The sequence below is a fragment of the Oceaniferula spumae genome (genome assembly GCF_042849255.1).
GTDB lineage: Bacteria > Verrucomicrobiota > Verrucomicrobiia > Verrucomicrobiales > Akkermansiaceae > Oceaniferula > Oceaniferula spumae.
Genome location: NZ_AP026866.1, coordinates 2,509,273 through 2,531,059, shown reverse-complemented (window position 1 = coordinate 2,531,059; position 21,787 = coordinate 2,509,273). Strand labels below are relative to the sequence as shown.

16 protein-coding genes are annotated in these 21,787 nt (G+C 53.8%); 3 read left to right on the top strand and 13 right to left on the bottom strand.

Translation table 11 applies throughout. The features are described from left to right. Position 1: 1 nt before the first annotated feature. From ACSPJT_RS10415 to ACSPJT_RS10370, 10 genes are all read right to left on the bottom strand, one after another. Positions 2-5,473 carry an AAA domain-containing protein gene (locus tag ACSPJT_RS10415; protein ID WP_435892485.1) on the bottom strand — a complete coding sequence of 1,824 codons (5,472 nt, stop codon included), beginning with the start codon at positions 5,471-5,473 and terminating at the stop codon, positions 2-4. Then, a complete protein-coding gene (locus ACSPJT_RS10410) occupies positions 5,466-6,644 on the bottom strand; it encodes a M48 family metallopeptidase (RefSeq protein WP_435892484.1) in 1,179 nt (392 codons plus the stop codon). The genes ACSPJT_RS10415 and ACSPJT_RS10410 overlap by 8 nt, the downstream gene beginning before the upstream one ends. A gap of 105 nt (positions 6,645-6,749) precedes the next feature. Next, positions 6,750-7,478 (bottom strand): 3-keto-disaccharide hydrolase, encoded by a 729-nt coding sequence (locus ACSPJT_RS10405; RefSeq protein WP_435892483.1) that lies wholly within the window; start codon positions 7,476-7,478, stop codon positions 6,750-6,752. A gap of 29 nt (positions 7,479-7,507) precedes the next feature. Continuing rightward, positions 7,508-8,362, bottom strand: a complete 855-nt coding sequence (locus ACSPJT_RS10400) for a sialate O-acetylesterase (protein ID WP_435892482.1) — start codon at positions 8,360-8,362, stop codon at positions 7,508-7,510. Between the two features lie 39 nt (positions 8,363-8,401). Next, positions 8,402-9,169 (bottom strand): 3-keto-disaccharide hydrolase, encoded by a 768-nt coding sequence (locus tag ACSPJT_RS10395; protein WP_435892481.1) that lies wholly within the window; start codon positions 9,167-9,169, stop codon positions 8,402-8,404. 155 nt (positions 9,170-9,324) lie between these two features. Continuing rightward, positions 9,325-9,945: a PEP-CTERM sorting domain-containing protein gene (locus ACSPJT_RS10390; RefSeq protein ID WP_435892480.1), complete on the bottom strand. Its 621-nt coding sequence runs from the start codon at positions 9,943-9,945 to the stop codon at positions 9,325-9,327. Between the two features lie 210 nt (positions 9,946-10,155). After that, on the bottom strand, positions 10,156-10,980 hold the full coding sequence (locus ACSPJT_RS10385; protein WP_435892479.1) for a PEP-CTERM sorting domain-containing protein: 825 nt from the start codon (positions 10,978-10,980) through the stop codon (positions 10,156-10,158). 77 nt (positions 10,981-11,057) lie between these two features. After that, positions 11,058-11,528: a hypothetical protein gene (locus tag ACSPJT_RS10380; protein ID WP_435892478.1), complete on the bottom strand. Its 471-nt coding sequence runs from the start codon at positions 11,526-11,528 to the stop codon at positions 11,058-11,060. A gap of 129 nt (positions 11,529-11,657) precedes the next feature. Beyond that, on the bottom strand, positions 11,658-12,284 hold the full coding sequence (locus ACSPJT_RS10375; protein ID WP_435892477.1) for a discoidin domain-containing protein: 627 nt from the start codon (positions 12,282-12,284) through the stop codon (positions 11,658-11,660). Between the two features lie 201 nt (positions 12,285-12,485). Next, positions 12,486-13,568: a GntR family transcriptional regulator gene (locus ACSPJT_RS10370; protein ID WP_435892476.1), complete on the bottom strand. Its 1,083-nt coding sequence runs from the start codon at positions 13,566-13,568 to the stop codon at positions 12,486-12,488. 191 nt (positions 13,569-13,759) lie between these two features. Here ACSPJT_RS10370 and ACSPJT_RS10365 point away from each other — a divergent pair, with 191 nt between their 5' ends. Together ACSPJT_RS10365 and ACSPJT_RS10360 are read left to right on the top strand one after the other, a co-directional pair. Next, complete coding sequence (locus ACSPJT_RS10365) at positions 13,760-14,617, top strand: PEP-CTERM sorting domain-containing protein (protein ID WP_435892475.1); 858 nt, start codon at positions 13,760-13,762, stop codon at positions 14,615-14,617. Positions 14,618-14,919: 302 nt separating this feature from the next. After that, positions 14,920-15,606, top strand: coding sequence for a PEP-CTERM sorting domain-containing protein (locus ACSPJT_RS10360; protein WP_435892474.1), 687 nt, complete (start codon positions 14,920-14,922; stop codon positions 15,604-15,606). A 190-nt stretch (positions 15,607-15,796) separates the two neighbouring features. On the opposite strand, the gene ACSPJT_RS10355 is transcribed toward ACSPJT_RS10360, so the two are convergent. Beyond that, positions 15,797-18,442: an aspartyl protease family protein gene (locus ACSPJT_RS10355; protein ID WP_435892473.1), complete on the bottom strand. Its 2,646-nt coding sequence runs from the start codon at positions 18,440-18,442 to the stop codon at positions 15,797-15,799. A 249-nt stretch (positions 18,443-18,691) separates the two neighbouring features. Then, complete coding sequence (locus ACSPJT_RS10350; RefSeq protein WP_435892472.1) at positions 18,692-19,306, bottom strand: PEP-CTERM sorting domain-containing protein; 615 nt, start codon at positions 19,304-19,306, stop codon at positions 18,692-18,694. Between the two features lie 143 nt (positions 19,307-19,449). On the opposite strand from ACSPJT_RS10350, the gene ACSPJT_RS10345 reads away from it, so the two are divergent. Beyond that, positions 19,450-20,529 (top strand): substrate-binding domain-containing protein, encoded by a 1,080-nt coding sequence (locus ACSPJT_RS10345; RefSeq protein ID WP_435892471.1) that lies wholly within the window; start codon positions 19,450-19,452, stop codon positions 20,527-20,529. A 21-nt stretch (positions 20,530-20,550) separates the two neighbouring features. Here the strand turns inward: ACSPJT_RS10345 and ACSPJT_RS10340 are convergent, their stop codons facing one another. Next, the gene (locus tag ACSPJT_RS10340) at positions 20,551-21,516 is read right to left on the bottom strand and encodes an aspartyl protease family protein (RefSeq protein ID WP_435892470.1); all 966 of its coding nucleotides are present in this window, start codon (positions 21,514-21,516) and stop codon (positions 20,551-20,553) included. Positions 21,517-21,787: the final 271 nt, after the last annotated feature.

Here is a 21,787-nt window from a genome sequence, read left to right as displayed (position 1 = left end):
ATTAATGGTTCTCAGTGTAGCCCTTTCTCTTTTTTTGGCGAATGGCTCGATTGTAGTCGGTGATCGCTTTTGACTCGGTGTCGTGGCTGCGTTCACGGGTCTGGCCGTTGGTTCCCTGTTTTCCAAAGTGCACTGTGATCGAATTACCTACCCGCTGGATGGTCCAGAATTTGACGTTGCCGTCTTCCCCATGGATCAGCGATGTTGTTTCCCCTTCGGAAATTGGATCGGTCTCCGGCTCTGGTAGGATTTCGTCCAATGCTTCCGCTTCAACCGTTGGTTCTGGGTCCTCATCGGGAGACTCCTCAAGATCGGCGTGGGGATCGGTCATTAGGCGATCGATTTTTTCCAGAACTTCGTCAGGTGCATCGTGCCAGTCTTTGGCGAGCACTTCTAACACTCTCCAGCCAAAACTTTCTAACAGCGATGGGCGGAGGACATACTGCTCGATGATAGGTACGTTTTCAGATGTCTCGGAGTCGACGAGTAGAATGCCCAACTGGTAATTTTCTTCGCCTGCGTGACGGAGGGCGAGGTCACAGCGGAAGTTCGATTGCCCCACCTGTGAGTCGACATGATAACCGCGCTCGATGAGGGCGCTTCGGAGAGTTTGTGACAGTGCGGAAGAGGATGCAGTTTCAACGTCACCAGCTGATATGCCTAGCACACGGCGGGCGGCGGCATCGTTTCCTGTGCAAACGGCCTCGGCGTATTCGAGAAATTGCTTCAGACAGCGGGCGCCATCGTTGTAGTCATTGGTGATCGCGTTCGATCGGATGGAGCTGACGATGACCATGTGCTTCTTAGCCCGAGAAAAAATCACATTCAGCCGCTTCTCTCCGCCGGTGCGATTGATCGGCCCGAAGTTCATCCGCATCTTGCCCTTGGCATCGGGGCCGTAGCAGATGCTCAGGATCATGATGTCGCGCTCGTCGCCTTGCACGTTTTCCAGATTCTTGACGAACAGTCCGCAAAACTGCCCGTCCTCCTCGCGCTCCACCTCATCGGCGAGTTGGGTGCGGAATGTTTCGTCCTCATCGGCGAGTCGAGTGAGGGCGGAATCGATCTCGTTTTGCTGCGCCTCTGAAAAGGCAACGATGCCTATGCTCAGGCCAGTGTTTCGAGCGAGAATTCCACGCACCTGATGCGCGATGTAGTATGCTTCCTGACTATTCTTCCGGTTCTCATAAACCGCGGAATGTTGAAACGGAAAGCTGATGCTGCGCGACAGAATTTCCTCGCTGTGGTCGGGTGCGTCTTCTCCTGTCTGGGACGACAACGGAGTATTTTTCCCAGAGTCTGCTAACAAGTCTGGGATGGTGAGAAGTTTGCCGTGATAGAACTTTCTGTTTGAAAAGCTGATCAGCGACTCGAAGTGGCTGCGATAGTGCCAGCCTAGCATCGTTGATGACAGGCTACGTTCAGCGTGACTCAGGAAACTGTCAGCGCCGAGATCATACTCTTCCTGCTCATCCTCATCTTCGAAGATGAGGGTGTTATCATCGTCACCCTTGGAAGCGAAGAAATCGGTAGGCGGCAGTTGCATCTCGTCGCCCACCACGATGACTTGCTCCGCGCGGTAGATGGCCGGAACGGCTTCCTCCAGGCGGATCTGGCTGGCTTCATCGAAGAGCACGACATCAAAGTCGACCTCACCCAGTGCGATGGTGTCGGAAATACTCAGCGGACTCATCAGCCAGATGGGTTTCAGCCCGTTGAGCACCTTGCCGCTGTCGCCCGAGGAGAGATCTCGGATCGAACGGTAGCGCATGGTTTTGGAAAACTCGTGCTCCAGCTCGCGACGGCCACGGTTGAAGATTTTCTTCGCCTCTTTTTCCGGCTCACTGAGTTGGGCGGCTGGTTTCGAGGCGGTGTCGAATGCGGTGCGGAAGTTTCTGCGCACACGATCCACAGTGCGCTCGCCATTGAGGCTCATCCAGTGGTCGCGGGCGTGTCGGATGCGCTTGCTATGGCGGCGGAGAATCCAGCCTTCGAAACGTTTCAGCGATCGGTCTTCGCGGTAGGCCAACTCCAAGCTCTTAGCGGCGCAGTGTCGCTCGAAATCATCCGGCGTGAACTCGCGAGTGCGCAAGGTTTCATGGAAAATCGCTGAGGCGTCACTGAGATCGAGAAGCTCAGGCAGGATTTCCGGGAGCAGGCTGACGGACTTCTCAAGCTGTGAGAGAACATCCAAGAGCTCGGGTAGCAAATATCCTCCCGGCTGCATGACGAACTCGTCTAACAGGCTGGATAACTGTCGTAACGGCTCTTGCATCGAGGCAAGAGTTTCCACGGTGGCGCGGGTCTGGTCATCCTCTTTGAGCAGAGATTGATAGAAAGCAGTATCGTCTTCCCGGTCCACGGTGACGGCGCTGCGTCGGGCGACGAATTCTTCCACCTTCTCGCGCACTTGATCGAGCTCAGTGACTCCCAGTGAATCGGACATGGTGTCTTCGAGTTCTCGCAACTGATCCGCCTCCTGATATTCGGTGCGAAGTTTGGACAAAATATCTGACCAACTGGGAGCAATTGTGTGTGCGGAGAAGTTATACTGACCGCGCATAATTTTGCGCAGCTTCCAGAACTTGGGTTGGAAAAACTTCAACGCGGAGTTCTCAAGGGCGGTTGCCTGAGCAAGGGCGGCATCGACTTCAGATGGTTCGATTTTGATCCGCCAGTTCTTGGTGTGCTGTTGTGCCTTCTCAAGTTGTTTGAACTGCTTGTCGCGATTTTTAACGAAACTCGCGAAGTCTTGGGCGTTCTGGTTGTTAGGGTCGAGCAGGCCGAGCAAATTGCGCCTGGCGAGGAAGCGGGCACTTTCCGCGACAAAGGAAAGATAGAGTAACTCGTCCAGCGAGCAGGTGGTGGTGGAGAAGGCGAAGTCTTTGGAGCTCTCATGTGCCGTGCTTACGCCTTCTTGCGCTTGGGCGATTTTAGCCTTCAGGCTAGCGACCGGGTTTTCCCAATTATAGCATGAGTTTTTGAGAAACTTGAATGGAGTGGCGGCGTAAATGTTACCGAGGTCGATGTCATCAAGTGCCTGACCGAGCCGTCTAACAGTTGGTCCGTGTTCTACCCACTCTTCATAGCCTGGCAATGATTCATCGTCGCCTGCACCTTCGGCTTTGCCTCCGAGTGAAAGCAGTCGTTCCAAAAGTTCCTCGACAGAGTAACTGCCGTCTTTTCTGCGACTGCTCATCGCCTCGGCAAAACGCTCGATGACCTCGAGTTCGCGTTGGGCGGTTTTACAGGCGTCGCTGGCTTGAGCTTCGAGGCTGTTTGACGCTGCTGCATCGGAAGTAAACGCCTCGTAGGTATCTCGCAGATCGTGGATGAATGATTTTTTATCGGCTTGAGAATCGTGGATCAGGCAGGTGACGCGGTCCAGGCCCTGAGAGGCGAGCCGATGGTAAACAACGTCCAAGGCAGCCCGCTTTTCGCAGACAAAGAGCACCCTCTTGCCCTCTGCCACATAGTTGGTAATCAGGTTTGTGATCGTTTGGGATTTTCCAGTTCCGGGTGGCCCTTGAATGATGAGGTTCTGACCGGAACGTGCAGCGGCGATGGCAGAAACTTGGGTGGGATCCGCAGCGACGATCAGATGCTGCTCGTCCATCGGCAGCTCCGGAACCTCGGGAGTTTCGACTTCATCATCCAGCAGCGAAAACACCTCATCGAACGCATTGTTGGGCCGTTCTTGTTCGAGTAGGGTGTTATAGTCACGCACCAGTGACATTTTCCGGTAATTAAAATTACCCAAGGTGAGTGAGCAAAGATCGAAGTCCCAGACGTAGGGGTTTTCCTCGCTACCTTCACGCAATGAGTAGCTCTCACGTTTTTTCTCCATCGTCGGAGCAGCGGCTACCTGTGGCATGCGCGGTGCAGGCCGATCTCTAACAAGGTGTTCGAGCGGTAGCTCGGTGTGCTGGACGCGGTGGAGGAAAATCTGTAGGCCGAGGGGCTGGAAATTGTTGCGTTTATAGCTGTAGGACAGGCTGTCGTAGCTACGCACGGAGCGACCGGAGAGTTTGCGGCGGTGGAGGAACTTGTCTAACCGCTTACGCGCAGTTTCGTAGATGAGATCGATCCTTGGGCGATCGAGTTTCTTCACTTCCACGGCAGGCTCACTGGCGTTGATTTGTTTTTTCAGCGCCTCGTAGAGCGAGTCGACAGAGGTTTCTTGAAGATCAATCGCCTCGGGAAGATCCAGATTATAGAGCTGCTTCAAGTAGTGACGCAGCACCGGGTTTACCTCGGCAACACTACCTACCGCTTGCAGGTGCCAACTATCTCTAACACCTTTCTTTTTAACCAACTCCACCGGATGGAGTAGCAAGGGCGAGTGGATGCGGGTGTTCTTGTCTTCTTTGAGATTGTGCCAACGGAAGAAAGCGATCACCAGCCGGAGCTGGGCGAACCCATACTCTTTGCGGTCACGGTTGGCATCGCGCCTGATGGTGTCGAGAGAATTGGGTAAATATGCCGCATCCTCGAAACGCAGGTATCGATTGAGAGGGATCTCTTTTTCCTTGGCAAGTGAGTCCGCGAGCCAATCCTGCCACGTGAACAGTTGCTCCGGACGGATGTTCCGGTAGTCGAGCATGGTAGGCACCGAGGAAACGGTGAGGTTCACCGTTTGCATGGTCGGCCGAAAGTGGATCAGGCGGTTGCGTTTGTTGACCTCGAAAAGCCGGTCGCGCAGCTTGGCGTGAATCATTTGCCGCCTGTCGTTCAGCGGTGCCGAGACAAAGCCTGGTTCGTTGATCAGATTGAGGTCATCGGTGGGCTTCTGATCCCGATAATTCTTCAGATAGCTGATCAGGATTCGGAGGTCTTGCACCCGATCGCTGCGCCGCAGTTCGGTCATACGCAAGATGGCGGAGGCCACAACGGGGTGCAAGCGCGGGCAGAGGCTGTGAATGCTGTCTCTTCCATCGGCAAAGGTTTCAAGCCCCTCTTCAGTAGCAAGGTCAAGTCCAGTGGCGAGAGCTGCTAACAGCATGCCGAGCGAGAAAATGTCGGTAAGCGCATCATGCTGCCCGCAGAGGTGTTCCCAGCTTCGGTAGTGCGTGACGTAACACGGCTGTGGCGGCGCGGTGTCATCGGACCAGATACGTTTGTTTGTCGATTCAAGTGTGCCTTCGTTGAGATCGGCATCGACGCTGCGTCGATCGACTACATCAAAAAATTCACCACGGTCATCTCCCTCGACGGCACGGATGGAGCGAGAGTTGCTAGGTTTGAGCTCTGCACCGGCGTGATACCACACATGACCATGGGTCACCTTCAGGTCATCGAGCGAGGAGAGCGGGGCCACCATACCGCGATCATGCGCCTGCAGGACTTCTTGCATCAGTGGCAGCAACGCACTAAGTGCATCGTCCGTCTCAAAGCCACCCTTATCCTCACCTGCGGATTGAAAATCCCGGAAGCTGAGCGATTCGATTTCGGGAATGTTAGTTTCTTCACTCACTCGTAGTCGCCTTCCTGTTTTCTACTTCTGCCTGCTTGACCATTTTTTCGGCATTGGCACGGATGCGGGCGGTGTCACGTTTTAAGAGTTTGAGCTCTTTGCGTGCGAGTTCTTCCAAGCGGTCAGCCCAGCCAAGTTCTTCTGCTGTTAGGAATGACGCGGCCATGGCGTATTCTTCCAAATCGCGATCAGCCCAGCCGAAATCGAGAAGTAAATAGCAGCCGTAATCGCGGGCTTTTTCATCGGCTCCCTGCCAGTCAGTGAGAATTTGTTCCGAGGTCACCACTGCGGGCTCCATCCCTTTCGGGAAAAAATAGTTCGCGTGTGTTTTGATCCTGCCCGTGCGTATCCAGTCGTGCCTGAGTAAATAATTCACCATCCGCTGGGTGATGTCTGTCATGCGTTCTTGGTCTAACAAATCAAGCTCATCGAATCCGGTGCTACCTTCGATCATTTCCTCGATAGACGCTTCACAGTCATCTTCTTCCGCTGACCAGAGCGAGATGGCACGGGCTCTGATGTAGGTTTCCGGATGGGTAAATCCCTCTGCCTTGACCGGGCCCTTGGCAAAAATGTCCTCCGCTTGTTTCAGGTAGCTCTCCGCATCAACGTCCTCCAGGCCGGTGGAAACTTTGACCAGCAGGGAAACGGCGGCGTGACCTTCGGAAGCCATCTGAGCAGCGCCACGATCGGCATAGACCTCGGTGTAAAGTTGCCAGAGGCGAGCGCTCTCCAAGTGACCGGGTGTGGCGCGGGGTTCGTTGGCTAATGTCTGGAGTAGCCGATCGGTCACCAAGAAGTCGCTATTGGAAATGGTCCACAGTTTGAAGTGTGCCAGCTCGTGCCCGACCAGCGCCCGCTGCTCGTCCTGATCGAGAAGTTTTAAAATGCCACCGACAAACACAAGGTGCCCGTGCCCCGGGGTGAAGTAGAGCGCGGCCGAGGTGCGTCCGGTTTCCTGCGCTTGATAGAGTGTGACAGGAACGTCGAGTTCCAGTAACTGAAGCGCCTCATCGACCAGTCTGTAGAGATTTTCATGTTTCTCCCGGTCCATCCGGTAAGTCGTTTTCAGCAGCTCGAACTGAACCGCTTCCGCATAGTCCGACTGCGCTTCCGTGGAGGCAAACCAGTCCCAGAGCTCCCGATGCCTCGACTTCAAAAAGTCGCACATGCGGCGATGATAAGGCAGTGGACTTAAAGGCACAGCGATACTTCATCCCAAGGAGAACTCTGCGTCAATTCTCCGTCTTGATTTTCTATATGGTGCAATCAGCGGTTATTGACTCACAACTGGTGCCGTTTGCTCGGGAGTGATCACGCCGCCCGGAAGTTCCATGATGCGGATGTTGCGGAAATGGATTTCCGCGCCTTCGGATTCCAGGCAGAGGTATCCCTTCTTTTGAGTGGCACCGCTGATGCCGTTGACGAACTTGCCGTTGACGGAAAGTTTGATCACACCGTCGATGCAGACGATGTCATAGCTGTTCCATTGGCCGCGTGGTTTGCAGCGGTTTTCAAGTGACATGCTGCGGATGCCGCGTGGATTGTCCGGCGTGGTCTTGAGTCCGAAAATGCCCCACATTTCCCCGTGCACATAGGCGAGAGGTCGGGGGCTACCGTCTTTTTCCGGATGAAGTTTCGGCCAGTCGAGTTCCAACATTTGCACCTCCACACCCTTGGGGAACGGCTTCCCCTTGGCCGCCGTGCCGTCCGCCCAGACGAAGATGCCGGAGTTTCCTCCAGCTTCCATGTGTTTCCACTCGATGTGCAAGATGAAGTTTTCATACTGTTTGTTAGACCTCATTACTCCGAGCTTGTCACCGTGACAGATGATGACGCCGTCTTTGACACTCCAGGTTTCTGGCGAGGTATTAACGTCAGTCCAGCCAGTGAGGTCCTTGCCGTTGAAGAGGTCTTTCCACTGAGGGGCAGCATCTTGTGCGTGAAGAGGAAGGCTGCTGGCAGCCAGGCTTAGGAGGGCGGTTTTTATAATGAGGTATTTCATGGTGAGTGTGAGTGATCTTTGATCCGGAGTTATTTTTGGACCGGTGAAGCTTCTGCCTCTGGAATCAATTTTATCATGGCCTGAGCATAACGCTGACCAAGTAACAGCTGGCTTTTGGCATCGAAGTGCGTGCCTTCGTCCCAAGTTGTCGTTCCCTCAGATGAGATGAGTCCACATGCTGGATCGTCATCACTAACAGCTCGTAGGGCAGCTCGGACGTTGTCTCTTTTGCCGTTGTCAAATACTTCACCCACGACCCATGGGAGGTTTTTAACACCGGTATCTTCACGGATACGCGCGATCAATTCAGCTAATCGTCTTTGGTGAACTTTGGCACTGGCCTTGGAGTCGGATTCTCCTTGGTGCCAGAGCAAGCCGCTCAGCTTGTATTGATGTCCGTCCTTGGTTAGCTGATCAGTTGCCAGTTTAATGGTGGCAATTAAGTTTCTGTAGCATGGGCCTTGGGTATCGGGCTTACCGGCCACTCCGGGTTTCCAGTCGGCTCTCAAGTTCGTGCCGCCCTTTGAGCATTTGATAAAGGCCATGACGTGGTTGGGCCGTTGCTCAGTCATCGCCGCAGCAAAACCAATCTCAGGACCGAAGGTGGGTGAGGGGAGCTTACCTTTGAAGCGAGGAGGAATGCTGAAGCCTGGGGTTAATGGTTTCCATCCAGCGGATGTATGCGGAGGGTTCTGATAGAAAATAAGAATGCTATCCGAGGGCTGACGTTGATCTTGGGTCAGGTTTGTCGTCTTTCCTCGGCCATCCATGTTAGATTGGCCTGCCAATAGGTAGATTTCGTATTCAGCTCCCGAGCAAAGGCTGGGATTCAGTGCCACGGAGGCAACCATTGAAAACAGCCAATATTTTGCGATCATCTTCATTGGCAGGAGGGAAGCGATATAGAAGCCAAGCAGTTAGGCCTAAAGCTCTTTAATGACGATATTGCGATACATCAGCTCCGCCCATTCTGCCTGGAGTGCGATTCTGCCTTTGTCCAAGGGAATCATTTTGCCGTCGACCTCTCTGGCCATGTCGCGGATCTCGTGGACCACTTTGCCGTTGAGAATGAAAGTCGCCTTTTTGGCACCATCGACCACAATCTGCATTTCATTCCATTCACCTTTGGGCTTTTCCACTCCGAGGATCGTGGGGCAGGAGCGTGTGGGAACGAGTGGGCCTTTGGGATCGTAGATGTTTTTGGTTTTGTTTGTTTTGCAACGCAGGTTTTTGCCGAGAACGAACAAGTCTCCTGTATGATATCGTTTTTTACCCATGCGCTCTGCGGGGGTTTCTCCGATCTGCATCTCCAAGGATAGCGGCCAGACCTTGGTCAAATCGCCATGAACGTGAAACAAGAGCCCGGCATCGCGATCGTGATCCTCGCGTGGAGCGAAACGTTTATCTAGCCACTTGTATTCAAGCTTGAGGATGTATTTGCTGTAAGCTTTCTCCGTGTAGAGACAGTCCGAGGATTGCTTGCTGCCCGCTTTGTCGCCCTTGTAAACGTGGATGGCCTTTTGCTCTGGATCGATCCGGAACGGCCCCCAATCGCCCTCGCCCTTGGAATGCGCTGATTTCCAGCCTTTGAGTGTTTTGCCATCGAAAAGTGGCTTGAAGCCATCATCCGCCGAAAGCGTGTTCAGGCCGGCTCCGCAAAATAGGGCTGTAATCAGAAGTATTTGTTTCATGCTGTGGTGTATGTCATCTGGTAATACAGACGCATTGAGAAGAATCTGTCTAAATGCTTTCAATGACATTGGGATGGGAAATAAAAACCCCTCACTTGTCATGTGACAAAGAGGGGTTGAGTAGGAAATTTTGCGCTGTTCCTCATATAGTGGGCTTACCTGCGACGGCGTAGAACCATAGCTAGTCCACCAAGTCCGAGTAAAGCTGTGGTGGAGGGTTCTGGTACAACAGAGAACTGAAGACCGGCCTCTTGAATACGGAAGTTGTTATTGGTACCGTCGTCGACGGCTTCGATGGTGAGATCGCCCTGAAGAAGAGTAGGGAAAGTGAAGGTGCCACTGCCGGTGCTGACATGAGTACCTGCGGTACCGCCGCCGGATCCAGAGTAATTAAAATTGTTGGCACCATTGTTGTCGAACTGAAACACGGAAGTGAAACCGTCGAAAACAACTGTATTTCCGGCGGAGGTGACGTCGGTGACGCTAAAAGTCGCCTGTTTAAGGCTGTTTGTGTTGGTCGCATTGAAACGAGGGCGGTTGCCGGAAAAAATGAGATCGTTGTTGGTGCCATCCGTCGTGCCGGTGATCTCCAGTCTGAAAGAGAACGCTATTCCATCGATTGTTTCGTTGATTGTGGTGGACGCTATCGGGCCAGTGCCGTCGACCCATGTGCCGTATTCTGGATCATTACCAAAGTCTTGGTTGAAAATTGTCGCACCAAAACAACATGGTGCGGCTAGAAAAGTGACGAATATGAAGTTTTTGGTATCGAGCATGAGTACAAAAAGTGTGCTGAGCCTATTGAAACATCGTGTCATTTTTTCGACAAGAATTTAATTATCAACGACTTCTGTTGGGCGGCATGAAATACGGTGCCCTGTTTGATGCCAATAGTTGAAGAAAAGGGTATCTACCTAGCGTTAGGCAAACAAAAACCCGCAGTTACACAAAGCAACTGCGGGTTTGGAAAAGAGTCTTGTGTGGGATTACTTTCTGCGACGCAGAACCAAAGCCAGCCCTCCGAGGCCAAGCAGTGCGGTGGTAGAAGGTTCAGGGACAGGAACGGTCACGAGCTGGAAAGCATTGATGGGCGCGCGACCGAAATCTTCCGGGTCGCCGTTTCCGGCTCCGCGGATGCGGATGTTATTGGCCGTGATATTTTCAAAAACGATATAGTTCCCTGTGGCCACATCCACATTGGTGGGAGTGCCGGTTTGGGAGTATGTTCCGGCGGAAATGAAAGTGCCGTTATAGTCGTTTGATGAAATTCCTACTTGGTCGGTGATGACTGTGCCCTCGTTAATGGGATCGGACCAATCTTCTAGCCAGTATCTGCCGACTGGGCCGTTTGTGGCGTCGCCATGGATATAGAGAACGATGGTCGCGTTAAGAACGGTATTATCTAAACTGATATTGATGTATGGCTGGTTGTTGGAAGCATCATCGAGATAGCCGTTCATTAAGGTGTTGTTGGCCGAGCCATTTCCAATACCTGATCGATAGGTGTTACTTGAGTCGTAGTGAACTCGGTCCGAGTGTATCCCGTAAGTAATAGGCAGGAGATTTGTGACGGCAGCACCTGTGGATGTGACTAAACTCGTTAAAGCGGCGTCGTTGACACCGTTACCAGACCAATCAGTCGCCATGAAATTCCAGTTACCCTGCGCGTAGGGTGCCACCCCTGCAGTGGCGGTTCCGAATGCAATGTCGTCTGGGTTAGTACCATTATGAAGGAAATTCACACCGATTGTGGCGGCGTGTGTGAAAGACGCAGTGGCGGCGAACAGCAGTAAAATTTTCTTGGGCATCATTGGCACGGACATTGATTGTTTTGATTTTATAAAAGAAGACTCGGGGGGCTCTCAAGAATATTTGTTGTGTGTCGAATTTATTTCTTTTTAAGCACATCGGCGACGGTGATGATTTCCTCTGCGTCATCGGTGATTCCCGGTGCATTGACGAGGGTGATTGTTTTTCCATCCTTGGACCAGCGGGCTGAGGTGACATAGCGGGAGCCGAAGACGTAGTCCATGCGCTTGCCTTTTTTCTTCAACTCGCCGGCACCGATGTCGAGCAGGTATTGGCGGGTATCGTCGTCAGCAGCAATTTCCTTGAGCAAGAGAATGTCTGAGACGGGGCTGAACGACATGGGGTAAGCTCCGGCGATCCGGGTGATCTCTTTGCCTTCCTTGTTCTTGATGACGGTGGTGCCAGTTCCTTCCTCTTTACCGACGATGAAGGTTGCCGTGAAGCCGTTAGGTGAGCGGTGGACTTTCTCTTTAGAGCCAGCCATGCAATAGCTGGTGAGAAGTAATAAGAGGGTGGTGAAAAGACCTGAGCGGAGGATGTTTGTTTTCATAAGCGATATGAGTTTAGCATGATATACATGGCAATGGTAGCGGATGTTACACTGGGATTCTGGAAAAACAGGCACAATAAACCCGCACCGGCTGGTTGCTGGTGCGGGTGGAGTTGGAAATCGATTATGCTATTTGCGGCGGCGCAAAATCAGAGCTAGGCCACCGAGGCCGAGAAGGGCTGCGGAGGATGGTTCTGGGACGGCGTTGAACTGGAAATCGTTGAATCCTACACGGTCACCTCCAGCACCTCCACCGATTCCGAAATAGTTATCGGTGATGGTGATACGCACATACTGCGCAGATACGGGGGCAACAGCGAAGTCCTGTTGGCCAGGTCCTGTGTTTGTTGCGATGAATGGTCCGGTGGAGGTATCACCGATATCACCAAAGCTGGCATCGAGTGAAAACTCAGCTGAGAACTCTCTGACGGCATTACGGTTCGGATTATTGTCGCGGTTGAAAAAAGCGATGGAATCCAAGATATAGGCAGTGCCAAGATCGATATCAAAAACGAAATTTGGGCCAGATGCGAAGTAGTCACCAGTTCCTCCGTTACGATCGTTAGAATAGACTTGTCCGTTTGGAGGCGCAGTTGTGCCACCGTTACTGGCTGCTCCGATGCCTTGGGGAGATACAACAACGCCGTTGACCAAGGAGACGTTTCCGCCGGCGTGGACAAGTGCAGCTGATGCTGTGGAAGACAAACCTAACCCCAGTGGGATTACTGCAATGAGAGTGGAGAGTTTAAGTTTCATAGTGCTTGTTGATTTGATTTAATGCCAAGTGATTTTTTTATCTAGTCGTTAGTTATCAAAGTATTCATAGACGCCTACGATAGGGAGAACAGGTGGTCTCGGGAGGCGAGGACGTAGTTTGTGCGTTTGCTTTTTACGCTATCTCGCCAGCGCCGATGTTGAGTAGGTAGTGGCGGGTGTCTGGCTATTGCTGAGCCGCCGCTAGGATGCGGGTGCGTTGGCGAGGGATTCTCCTGGGATGAGGTCGAGATTGAGGAATTTGGAGCCGATGGGCTGGAGGTGGCTGTCGAGCCACTGGTGGAAGTGATTGATCGCTTGGTTGACGGGGTAGCGCATCATGGTGGGGGTGGGTGAGAGCCATTCGAGGTGTTGGTCGTGACTGGTGAGGATGACGGAAAGCTCGCGGGGGATGTTGATTTGGTGTTCGAAGCAGAAGCTGTAGAGGGAGAGGAGGTGACGGGTGGAGAAGAGGATGACGGCGGTGGGGCGGGTGCGGCTGAATTCACGCTGCCAGTAGGATTTCCAGACTTCGGGGTGGGGTTCGGTGAAGGAGGGCGAGAGATCGGCGTGGGTGCCGTGGGTGGGTTTTGGGAGTTGTTGCTGGAGGATGGCGATGATTTCGCGGGTGAAATAGGACTCGTGATTATGGTTGGGGATGAGGATGCGGGTGTGGCCGTGATTTTTGAGGATTTGGAGGGTGTGGTGGATTTGGTCTGAGAGCTTGAAGGCGCTCATTGAAGTTTGGTAGCCCGGAGGGGTGTCGCCGCCGCAGAAGTAGGAGGGGAGGAGGTCGAGAGCGGCTTTGGACCACTGGCTGGGTGGGTTGTAGAGGAGGAGGGCTTGGGCGGCATGTCGCTTGGCGAGATCGCGGAGTTTGGTGGCGGGATTTTTGACACGCAGGAAGTCGGCGCGGCTCCAGGTGGCGCTGCCGTGGTATTTTTCCCAGAGGTCCTGCATTTCGCGTAGCATGAGGGAGTCGCTGTGGTCGAGGATGGCGTTGGTGTCGTGAAGGATGAGGAGGTTCTTTTTGGTTTTTGATTGGGAGGTGTTAAGAAGGGCTTCTGAGTTGATGCGGCGGGTTTTGCGTAGTTCGGCGGGGGCGAGGAGACCTTGGTTTTCGAGGATGGCGAGGGCGGAGTCGATGGTGACGCGGCTGACGCCGTAGTGGTTCATCAGGGTCCGGATGCCGGGGAGCTTGTCGGTCCAGCGGCGGTTGTGGATGTCGGAGCGCAGGTGGTCGGCAATCTGCTGGGGGCGGGTTTGCCATTTTTGGGGTTTGGGCATGTAAGTAGAGGTGCCATTTCGAGGAGTGGGATGCAAGGGGTAACTGTGTTCAAAATATGCACAGAAAGTTGTGCTTTGTTTGAATCGAGGAAATGTGGAAGAGAGGGTTAACTCTTTGCGAATTAATGGGCAGAGGAGTGACGATATCTGTTTCTGCCAATGCTGTACATTGAACCCCAAACATACCTACGATGAAAAAAACTCTACTACTCACGAGCTTGGCTGTTAGCGCGCTCACCGCAAACGCAGCTTACATCTGGACGGGAGCCGCTGATTCAGATCTATACAACGAGGCCAACTGGACGGTTGACGCGGGTGAAGATTTGACGGGTGATCCGTTCAAAGATGGCGCGGCCAACCCTTCTCTTCCCGGAGGAACTTATAACATCGGAAATTCCGGGAATCAGGTCAACGTGGCAACCGGACACCAAATGTATCTCACCGGTGGAGACGTTACTTTCAATATCTCCGACACTACTTTTACTTTTGGCTCATGGATCACCCTGGATGGTGCTGGTGATGTATTCACGGTATCGAACAGCACGCTGAATCTAAACTACGTCCGGAATGAAACTGACGGAACCTTAGGTGTGTGGAATTTAACGGATACGACACTTAACTACGGAAATAATCAAATCAGACGTATGGAGGTGACTTTGAACAATTCCTCTTGGGCGGCTGCGAACTCCGGCGGTTCTACGTTTAATTTGCAAGATGGCGGGTTGATTAGCTTTAGTGCAACAGGGACTAGTCCGCTTTTCTCCGTGGGAACGAACGACTCCATGGTGAATTTCTTCACAGGAAGCTCCGGGGCATTGGTGATGCGCCGCACCAATGGAGCTTTGGATGAGCTGTCTGAAATCCAAGCGTATTTTGATACTCGTGCAACTATTGATGGCTTGGACTATGATGGAGCGAATGGTCTCATTTTCGCCGAGACGAATGATGGAACGAATAACACCTGGACGATCACGGCCATTCCCGAGCCTAGCAGCACCGCTCTTCTGGGGCTCGCTGGTCTTGGCTTGATCCTGCGCCGCCGCCGATAGTCGTCGATTGGCTAACAGTTTTAGAGCCTGCGCTCCGATGCGAGTGCGGGCTTTTTTTGTGCTGTGACTGATGCCATTTTCCTCGGATAAACTGGAGGAATGGAAATGAATCAGGTTTGGCAGTAGGTGTTCGGTGATCTGCTGCGGCGGAATAATAAGGCTTAACTGTGCCTTTAAAGGGCTCAGAAGGTTTGCGCCTGGAGGAGTGGTGATCACACGTATTTTGGGATAGTTTCGTATATGTCCGATGGCTGCGGCTCAGTTGGTTGCGGCATCAGTGAACACACAACATCCCTTCAGATATGAAAAAGTCTCTTATAATGGCCGCTACAATCACAGCGGTATCCTCCGCGCAGGCGGTAGTAATTAGTCAGACAAGCGCCAGTAGCTCCAGTGGAGATGCCAACTTTGGGCAAGAGTTTCGCCTTGCTCCCGCGACCTTCACTGCCACCAGTTATACACTCGATCAAGTCACCTTTAACAAAGGGACGTTAGGAGGTGGCTCGGCCACGCTGTTTGTGGATGTTTTTCAAGCGCCTAATGCCACAGAAGTGAATTCCGAAGTGGACGTCCCCAGCTGGGACACCAGTGGCATGGTTTACTTGGGATCATCTACCAACTCCATTGATTACACCGCACTCACTGGTGCCACTGGCGGAAGTCTGGGGGGTGCGATGGTGTTCGACTTCAGCGGTATCAACTTACTGGCGGATCGCGATATTTATCTCGTATTTTCTGATGCTGGCACTGGTGTCCGGGCAAATTTCGTAGGCACCTCACTGAATACGAACCGCCCGACCCAAGACACTTCCCCAGCAGCATACACGAATATCGTCGAAGGCGATTCCGATCCGCTTTTTGGAGGATCAGGCACCGCCACCAACCAGGACAATGTTTACACCATGGAACTCACCGCCGTTCCTGAGCCGAGCAGCACCGCTCTTCTTGGTCTGGCTGGTCTTGGCTTGATGCTACGCCGTCGTCGATAGTAGCCGATTGGCTGAAAAGTTTTAAAGCCCGCACTTCGATTGGAGTGCGGGCTTTTTGGTATTAGCGGGCGGGAGTTCTGGTGTCGGGGTTGCCTGGATGGATGAGGTGTTTGTGCCGTGGCAGCAGGATCATAAAAAAGCTCGCGGTGTTGGGCGCGAGCTTTGTGGGATTTGTGGATTTGACGATGATTTATTCAGTCGCTTTCGGGAGGGATTTGATTTGTTGGCCTACGAATTGACCGGGAACCCAGACGGAGTTGAAAAGTGAGGCGCGCTTGGCGGGGGTGTCCGGAAAGCCGGTGAGGAGGAGGTTGGTGGAGCGGTTGATGAAGTGTGCGATGTCGGTGTTGAGACCGTCGAATTCCGGCAGGTGGTAGTGGAGGGTGACTTCTTTTCCTTTGAGAGATTTGTCCCCGCTGAGGACTTGGCCGATGGTGAAGGTGATATCGATGGCGCGGGTGCCGGCGGGTGCTCCTTCTTTTTGCTGGCCGGCTTTGTGCAGGGCGACTTGTTTGATGCGGCTGGCGGCGATGAAGGTGCCGTCTTTAATGGCTTTATCGAAGTTTTCCTGTGATCCCAGGGCGGGGCTTCCTTGAGCGGAGTAGAGGTGCATGCTGAATTCACCTGTGGGGAGGTGGATGCGGTTGTTGCCGAAGTCGATGACGGGTTTGAGGGCGAAGAGGACGTCTGCGCCGAGGATGCCGTCGATTTTCTCGTTTTTGCCGATTTTGGCGGCTCCGATTTTGCTGACGATGATGGCGACGTTGTTGAGCGATGCGGGGCCAATGTTGACTTTGTCGGCGAGGGTGATGCCGAGTTTGGCGGTGGATTTTCCGCCTACTCCGGTGAGGCTGCCTTTGGAGTCGAGAACGGGGAGGCCGAGGCGTTCGGCGGCGGAGGGTTTGAGCAGGGTGCCGCTGGCTCCGGTGTCGAGGATGAGGTTGGCAGGTTTTCCGTTGATGGTGACTTGCAGGATGGTGTGCTCGTCTTCGCGTTTGAGGTCGGTGGGGGTGAGGTTTTCTCTGAGGGTGGGTTCTTCTTTTTTGAACGGGGCGTTCGCGCGGTAGTGGAGGGTGCCGGTGGCGGTGTCGAAGACGGCGTTGGCGGCGCTGAGGAAGTCCCAGCCGAGTAGTCCGTCGTGGCCGTAGTTGCTATGCAGGTTGATGACCCGGAGTTCCTGGTTGGGGGCGGTGGCTTCGCCGATTTGGAAGGATTTTACGGTGGTGAGGCTGGTGCTGGACATGCCTGAGAGGCCGCCGCTTTGGAGGCTGGATTTTTTGAGGTCGAGTCTGAGTTTGTTCTCGGATTCGGAGTTGAGCACGGTTTTGCCGGCGCCGCTGTCCAGGAGGAGGTTAGCCGGTTGGCCGTTGATGGTGGCGGGGATGGTCCAGTGGTTTTTGCCTTTGGGGTTGGCTGTGAGGCTAAGTTTGTGGGTGCCTTCGGTGATTTTGAGTGCGAGTGGGGCGGCGGGTTTGGCGGCTTTGAGTTTGGCCATGATGCCTTTGACGCGTTCGTCGGTGGCTGGGACGCCGGCTTCTTTGAGCATGGCGCGGACTTCGGCTTCGGTCATGCCGGGCTTGAAGCTGAGGGCGACTTTGCCTTTGCCGGAGCCGCCTTTGATGAGTTTGAGCTGTCGGCGGATCTGGGCGATGACTTGCGGGGTGGCTTCGCGGCCGCTGGCGATGGCGACGGCGCGGATTTCTTCGTCAGTGGAGTCGACGGTGAGCTTGCGGAGGTCGATGTAGCTGCGCTTGCGTTTATTATTCGCGGTGGCCTTGGCTTTGGTTTGCAGCGCCTTGGTGGCCTTGAGGGCCTGGGCGAGGCTGGCTTCGTTGGCGTCGGGGATGAATTTTTTGAAGAGGGAGGTGATTTGGTCGTCGGTTTTTTTACCGGAGATGAGGACGGCGTTGGCTCCGAAGTCGATGACGGCGTCGGTGGCTTGGAGGAAGCGGGCGCCGAGGATGCCGGCGAGTGGTGGGGCGCCTTCGGGGAGGCGGAGTTTTGGGAGAGCTGGGATGACGAGGAAGTCGTAGGCGGGGGCTGTGAATTGTTCGCCGAACTGGACGTTTGGGACGCGGCTGGCACGCAGGTTGGTTTGTTTTCCTTTGGATCCACCGACTACTTTGTGTTTGGTCTCGGTGGTTTTGAGGCCGAGTTTTTCGGCGATTTCGAGGCTGAGGACGTCGGCGCCGGCACCGGTGTCTAGCAAGAATGAGTAGGGCTTGTCGTTGATGTGGAGGGTGACGAAGGGGAGGGAAGCGGCTTGAGAATTGAATGTGAGTGCCCAGCCACCGCCACGGATGCAGCGTTTTTTATTGAGGTCGACGGGGAGTGTGGGGGAAGGGAAAAAGATTTGTTTTTCTGAGTAGGAAACGAGAGCGCGGGTGCCTTTGAGGAAGCCGTAACCGATGAGGCCGCCGATGGGTTCACCATCGGTGGAAAGGTTAAGATGTGGCGGGAGGTCGGTAACGGTGACTTGGTGGTCTTTGAGCTTGAGGGCGGTGCTGACTTTGATGGAGTCGAAGGTGGCTTTGAAGGTTTTCCCCGTGCCCGCGATGGCTTTTGCGTCGCCGGCTTGGGTGAGTTTTTTGCCGAGTGATTCAGCGAGTTTTTTGGTGACGATGATTCCGTCCGAGGCGCCGGAGTCGATGATGAATGGGGCCTTTTTGCCTTCGATTTCGATTTCGGCGAGGAAGTGTCTGCCGGTGGATGCCTTTTTCAGTTCAAGTTTGTGGTAAGCGTGTTGTTGCTTTTGTTGTGGGGCGGGCTGCGCTTGCTGGGCGCTTGCCGGGTTGAGGGAAGCGAGGGTGAGTGTAAGGAGTGGGAGAATTTTCATGGTTTGAGAGGTTTTGATCATATTGGTGTGTGCGTGATTGTGAATCGATGGACTGAATATTCAGTTGGAGAGCTTAGGATTTGAATCTATTTGATCCTACTCCGAGCGGTCCGCAAAGTGGTTCACTTTGGGATTTATTTGTCATGTGACTTCATGATTCGAGGGTCGTGAGTCTGCTGTTCAAAGACCCAAAAAAGCGATCCCTGCTGGGATCGCTTTGGTGTTGATAAATGTCTGGCCGCTAAGGGATTAGCGCTTGCGGCGAAGGATGAATCCAAGACCGGCAAGGCCGAGGAGAGCGGTGGAGGATGGCTCTGGAACGACTGCCCACTGACCGACGACGATGAACGGGTCATTGATGTCATCGATCTCTGCCTGATTCTGAACGAAGGCGTAGACGTCGCCTGAGGTGTTTGAATTGTTCAGGAAGTATGTTTGGTCAGCAGCAGACAAGGTGAATGTTGCGGAACCTTTGAAGGCCGGGCTGGCGGTACTGTAATCAGATTCACCGGCACCACTATCGTTGAAGCTGGAAATGCGGAGTCCGCTCTCACCACCGTTGGTGTTGCCGTTAATTAGCAAACTCGGTGAGCTGTCTGAAGTGCCCAAGAAGTCAGTGAGGTCGCCAGTAATAAGGTTCGGAGTTGAATCGTCGAAGGTTCCGCTGGCAGAAAGAATGTCGCTGGTGAAAAAATCCTGAAGGTAGATGAATTCATCACCGCTGCCAGTGGCATCAGAAAGGTTGCTTGTGGCGGTGAATGTGATCTGGCCACTGACGCTGAGGTCGATCTGGAGAACAACAGCCGCCTGAGAGGAAGCGGTGAGGGCGCCGGCGAGGGCGAGGGATGTAAGTGCTTTTTTCATGACTGTATTTGGTAAGTGGGGTTACGCGTTGAGAGCTAAGGAATTGTAGTTGGGAATACAAACTTACGATGCGTGCAAACAAATGCTCGAAAAGCGAACATTCAGCTTGATTTTGGGTGCGGTATAACCGTTTATTGACGTTGATGCGTGGGGGAAAGGTGAACAAGAGAAGTGTGGCTGAGATGGCGGCTGACGTGATGCAGGCAGATATTGTGCGAGGGGAATGGGTGGCGGAGCTGCCAAGTTATCGGATTCTGGCTGAGCGCTATGGGGTGGGGAGGCACGCGATGCTGCAAGCTTTGCGAATACTGGAGCAGCGCGGCTACGTGACGGAAGGCAAGCGGGGCGAGGCGAGGCAGGTGCGACTGGGAGGAGGAGTGGGCAAATTGAAAAGGAGCAAGACCTTGCTCGCAATAGGCAGGAAGGCCTTTCCGATGGATCCCAGCGAGGTGATGTTTTGGAATGAGATGCGACATGTTTGGCGTCTGGAGGCAGGCGATGTGAGCGAGGTGCAACTGGACATGAGCCGTGGCGGCAATGTGGCGGAGCGTCTGCGAAGCTTGATCAAAAAATTCTCGGCCGATGCCGTGCTGGTGCAGCTGCCGAGTGATCGATGGGCGCGAGCCCTGGTGGATTCCGGGCTACCGGTGTATGCTCGGGGGGGGAGCCTGCAAAACGTGATGGGCAAGGTGGCGGGAGCCAGCTACTTCCATGACTCCGTGGTGATGATTCTGCGGGAGCTGCGCAGTCGGGGCCATGTTCGTGTTCTTATGGCGCTGGACAGCGCCTCGGAAAGAGTTTTGGAGGCCTATCGGGAAAATTACCGGAAGGTTTTTGGCAAGCTAATGGCGGAGGATGTTCTGGCGAGCTATGTCACCAATGTTCGCGAGGACGTTCCTGAGGTATGGAGTGCGCATTGGCGTAAGCATCTTGCCGGGCTGAATCCGACGGCGGTGCTTTGCCAATCGGTGCAGCAGTATCTTTCCCTTTACGGATTTTGCTATGCATCGGGGATCCGCATTCCGCGTGATCTGTCGGCGGTATGCATTGGCGATGTGGAAATGACGAAGTGGCTCTCACCCAAGCCTGTCTGGATGAAGTATCCGTATGAGAAAGAGTTGGAGGGATTCAAGCAATGGATGCACAAGGGGCTGCCGGTCTTCAGCACAATGGCGCTGGAGTGGATGGAGGGGGGGACAGTGAGGGATGTGAGCGGGGCTTGAGGTGGCTCACTGGCATAGCATCTACTTCGCGAGGATGAGTTTGTTAGAGGAGAAGTCGATGGTGGCGTGGAAAGCCTCGAACAGGCTGGCGCCGAGGAGGCCGACGACAGGCATGCCTTGCACGCTCTTTAACTTTGGGCTGTGGGGCATGACGAGCATCTGCACGGTGCCACGGTTCTTGCCGCCGAGTTCGAGCTTGGAGACATTGGCGATACCGACGGTGGCGTTATCTGAATTGAAGGTATCGACGCTGGCTTTTCTTTTCAGCAGCGGGATTTTGAAAGCTTTGGCGGCGGGTTTGAAGAGCACGCAGGAGGAGGCGGCGGTGTCGGCGAGGAAGAGCACGGGTTTGCCATTGAGGGTGGCCTGGATGTAGTGGCGGCCACTCTTGTTTTCGATCATGGGAACGGAGGAGTCACCTGGCTTGATGAGTAGGTCGGCGCTATTACCGGCGTCTGGTTTTTTGGGGACGAGTAGTCGGTTGCCGGGGTAATCGACTGCGACGTGCATTTTGTGAATGAAGCCGGTGCCGAGCTGGCCAGCGCTGGGTTTGGTAGAACCGTCTGGGAACTTGAGTGTGGTGAGGTGTGGGAAGTTTGCGAAGCAGGCGTTTTTGATAGGGACGACAAGGTCGCCGACTTTGAAGGTTTTCAGTGGGCCGAGCCGGATGGCTGAGAGTTTGCCATCGGTGCCTTTGGCGGTGGTGTAGGGGAAGGTCTTGATTTTGAGTTTGGTGGCGACCGATTGGGCGATGAAGATCTTGTCGGCCCCGGAGTCGAGCATCATGAGGTAGGGGGTGCCATTGATATCGGTTTGCACGTAGCGCAAGAATTTGTTGCCGGTGATGAGTGGGATGGAGGTGAAGTGTTCGTCGATGTTTTTTCCGGGCTTGGCGCTGAGAGGGAGCGCGAGCAGGCAGAACGCTGCGACGCGAGTTATCCATTTTACTGAAGTCTTTAGGCTGTTGGTGAAGAAGGAATCTTTCATAGTTCTTTTTGGTTGTGGCCTAGGGTGTGGCCGTGAATGGGGTGTGCGAGATTGTTGATCGATGTGCTGAACATACAGTTGGAGTGCTTAGGATTTAAACAGTGTCGCTCCTGCTTCTAGTGGTCCCCGACGTGGGTCACTTTTGGATTTACTCGTAACCCCATTTGAGGATCCAAGGATCGTGGTATTCTATTTGTTGGAGTTTGATGTGTTAGAAAATCCGGATCGAAATAGTATTAGGTATTTGATGAAAAGAGGGGTGTGTTTCGTG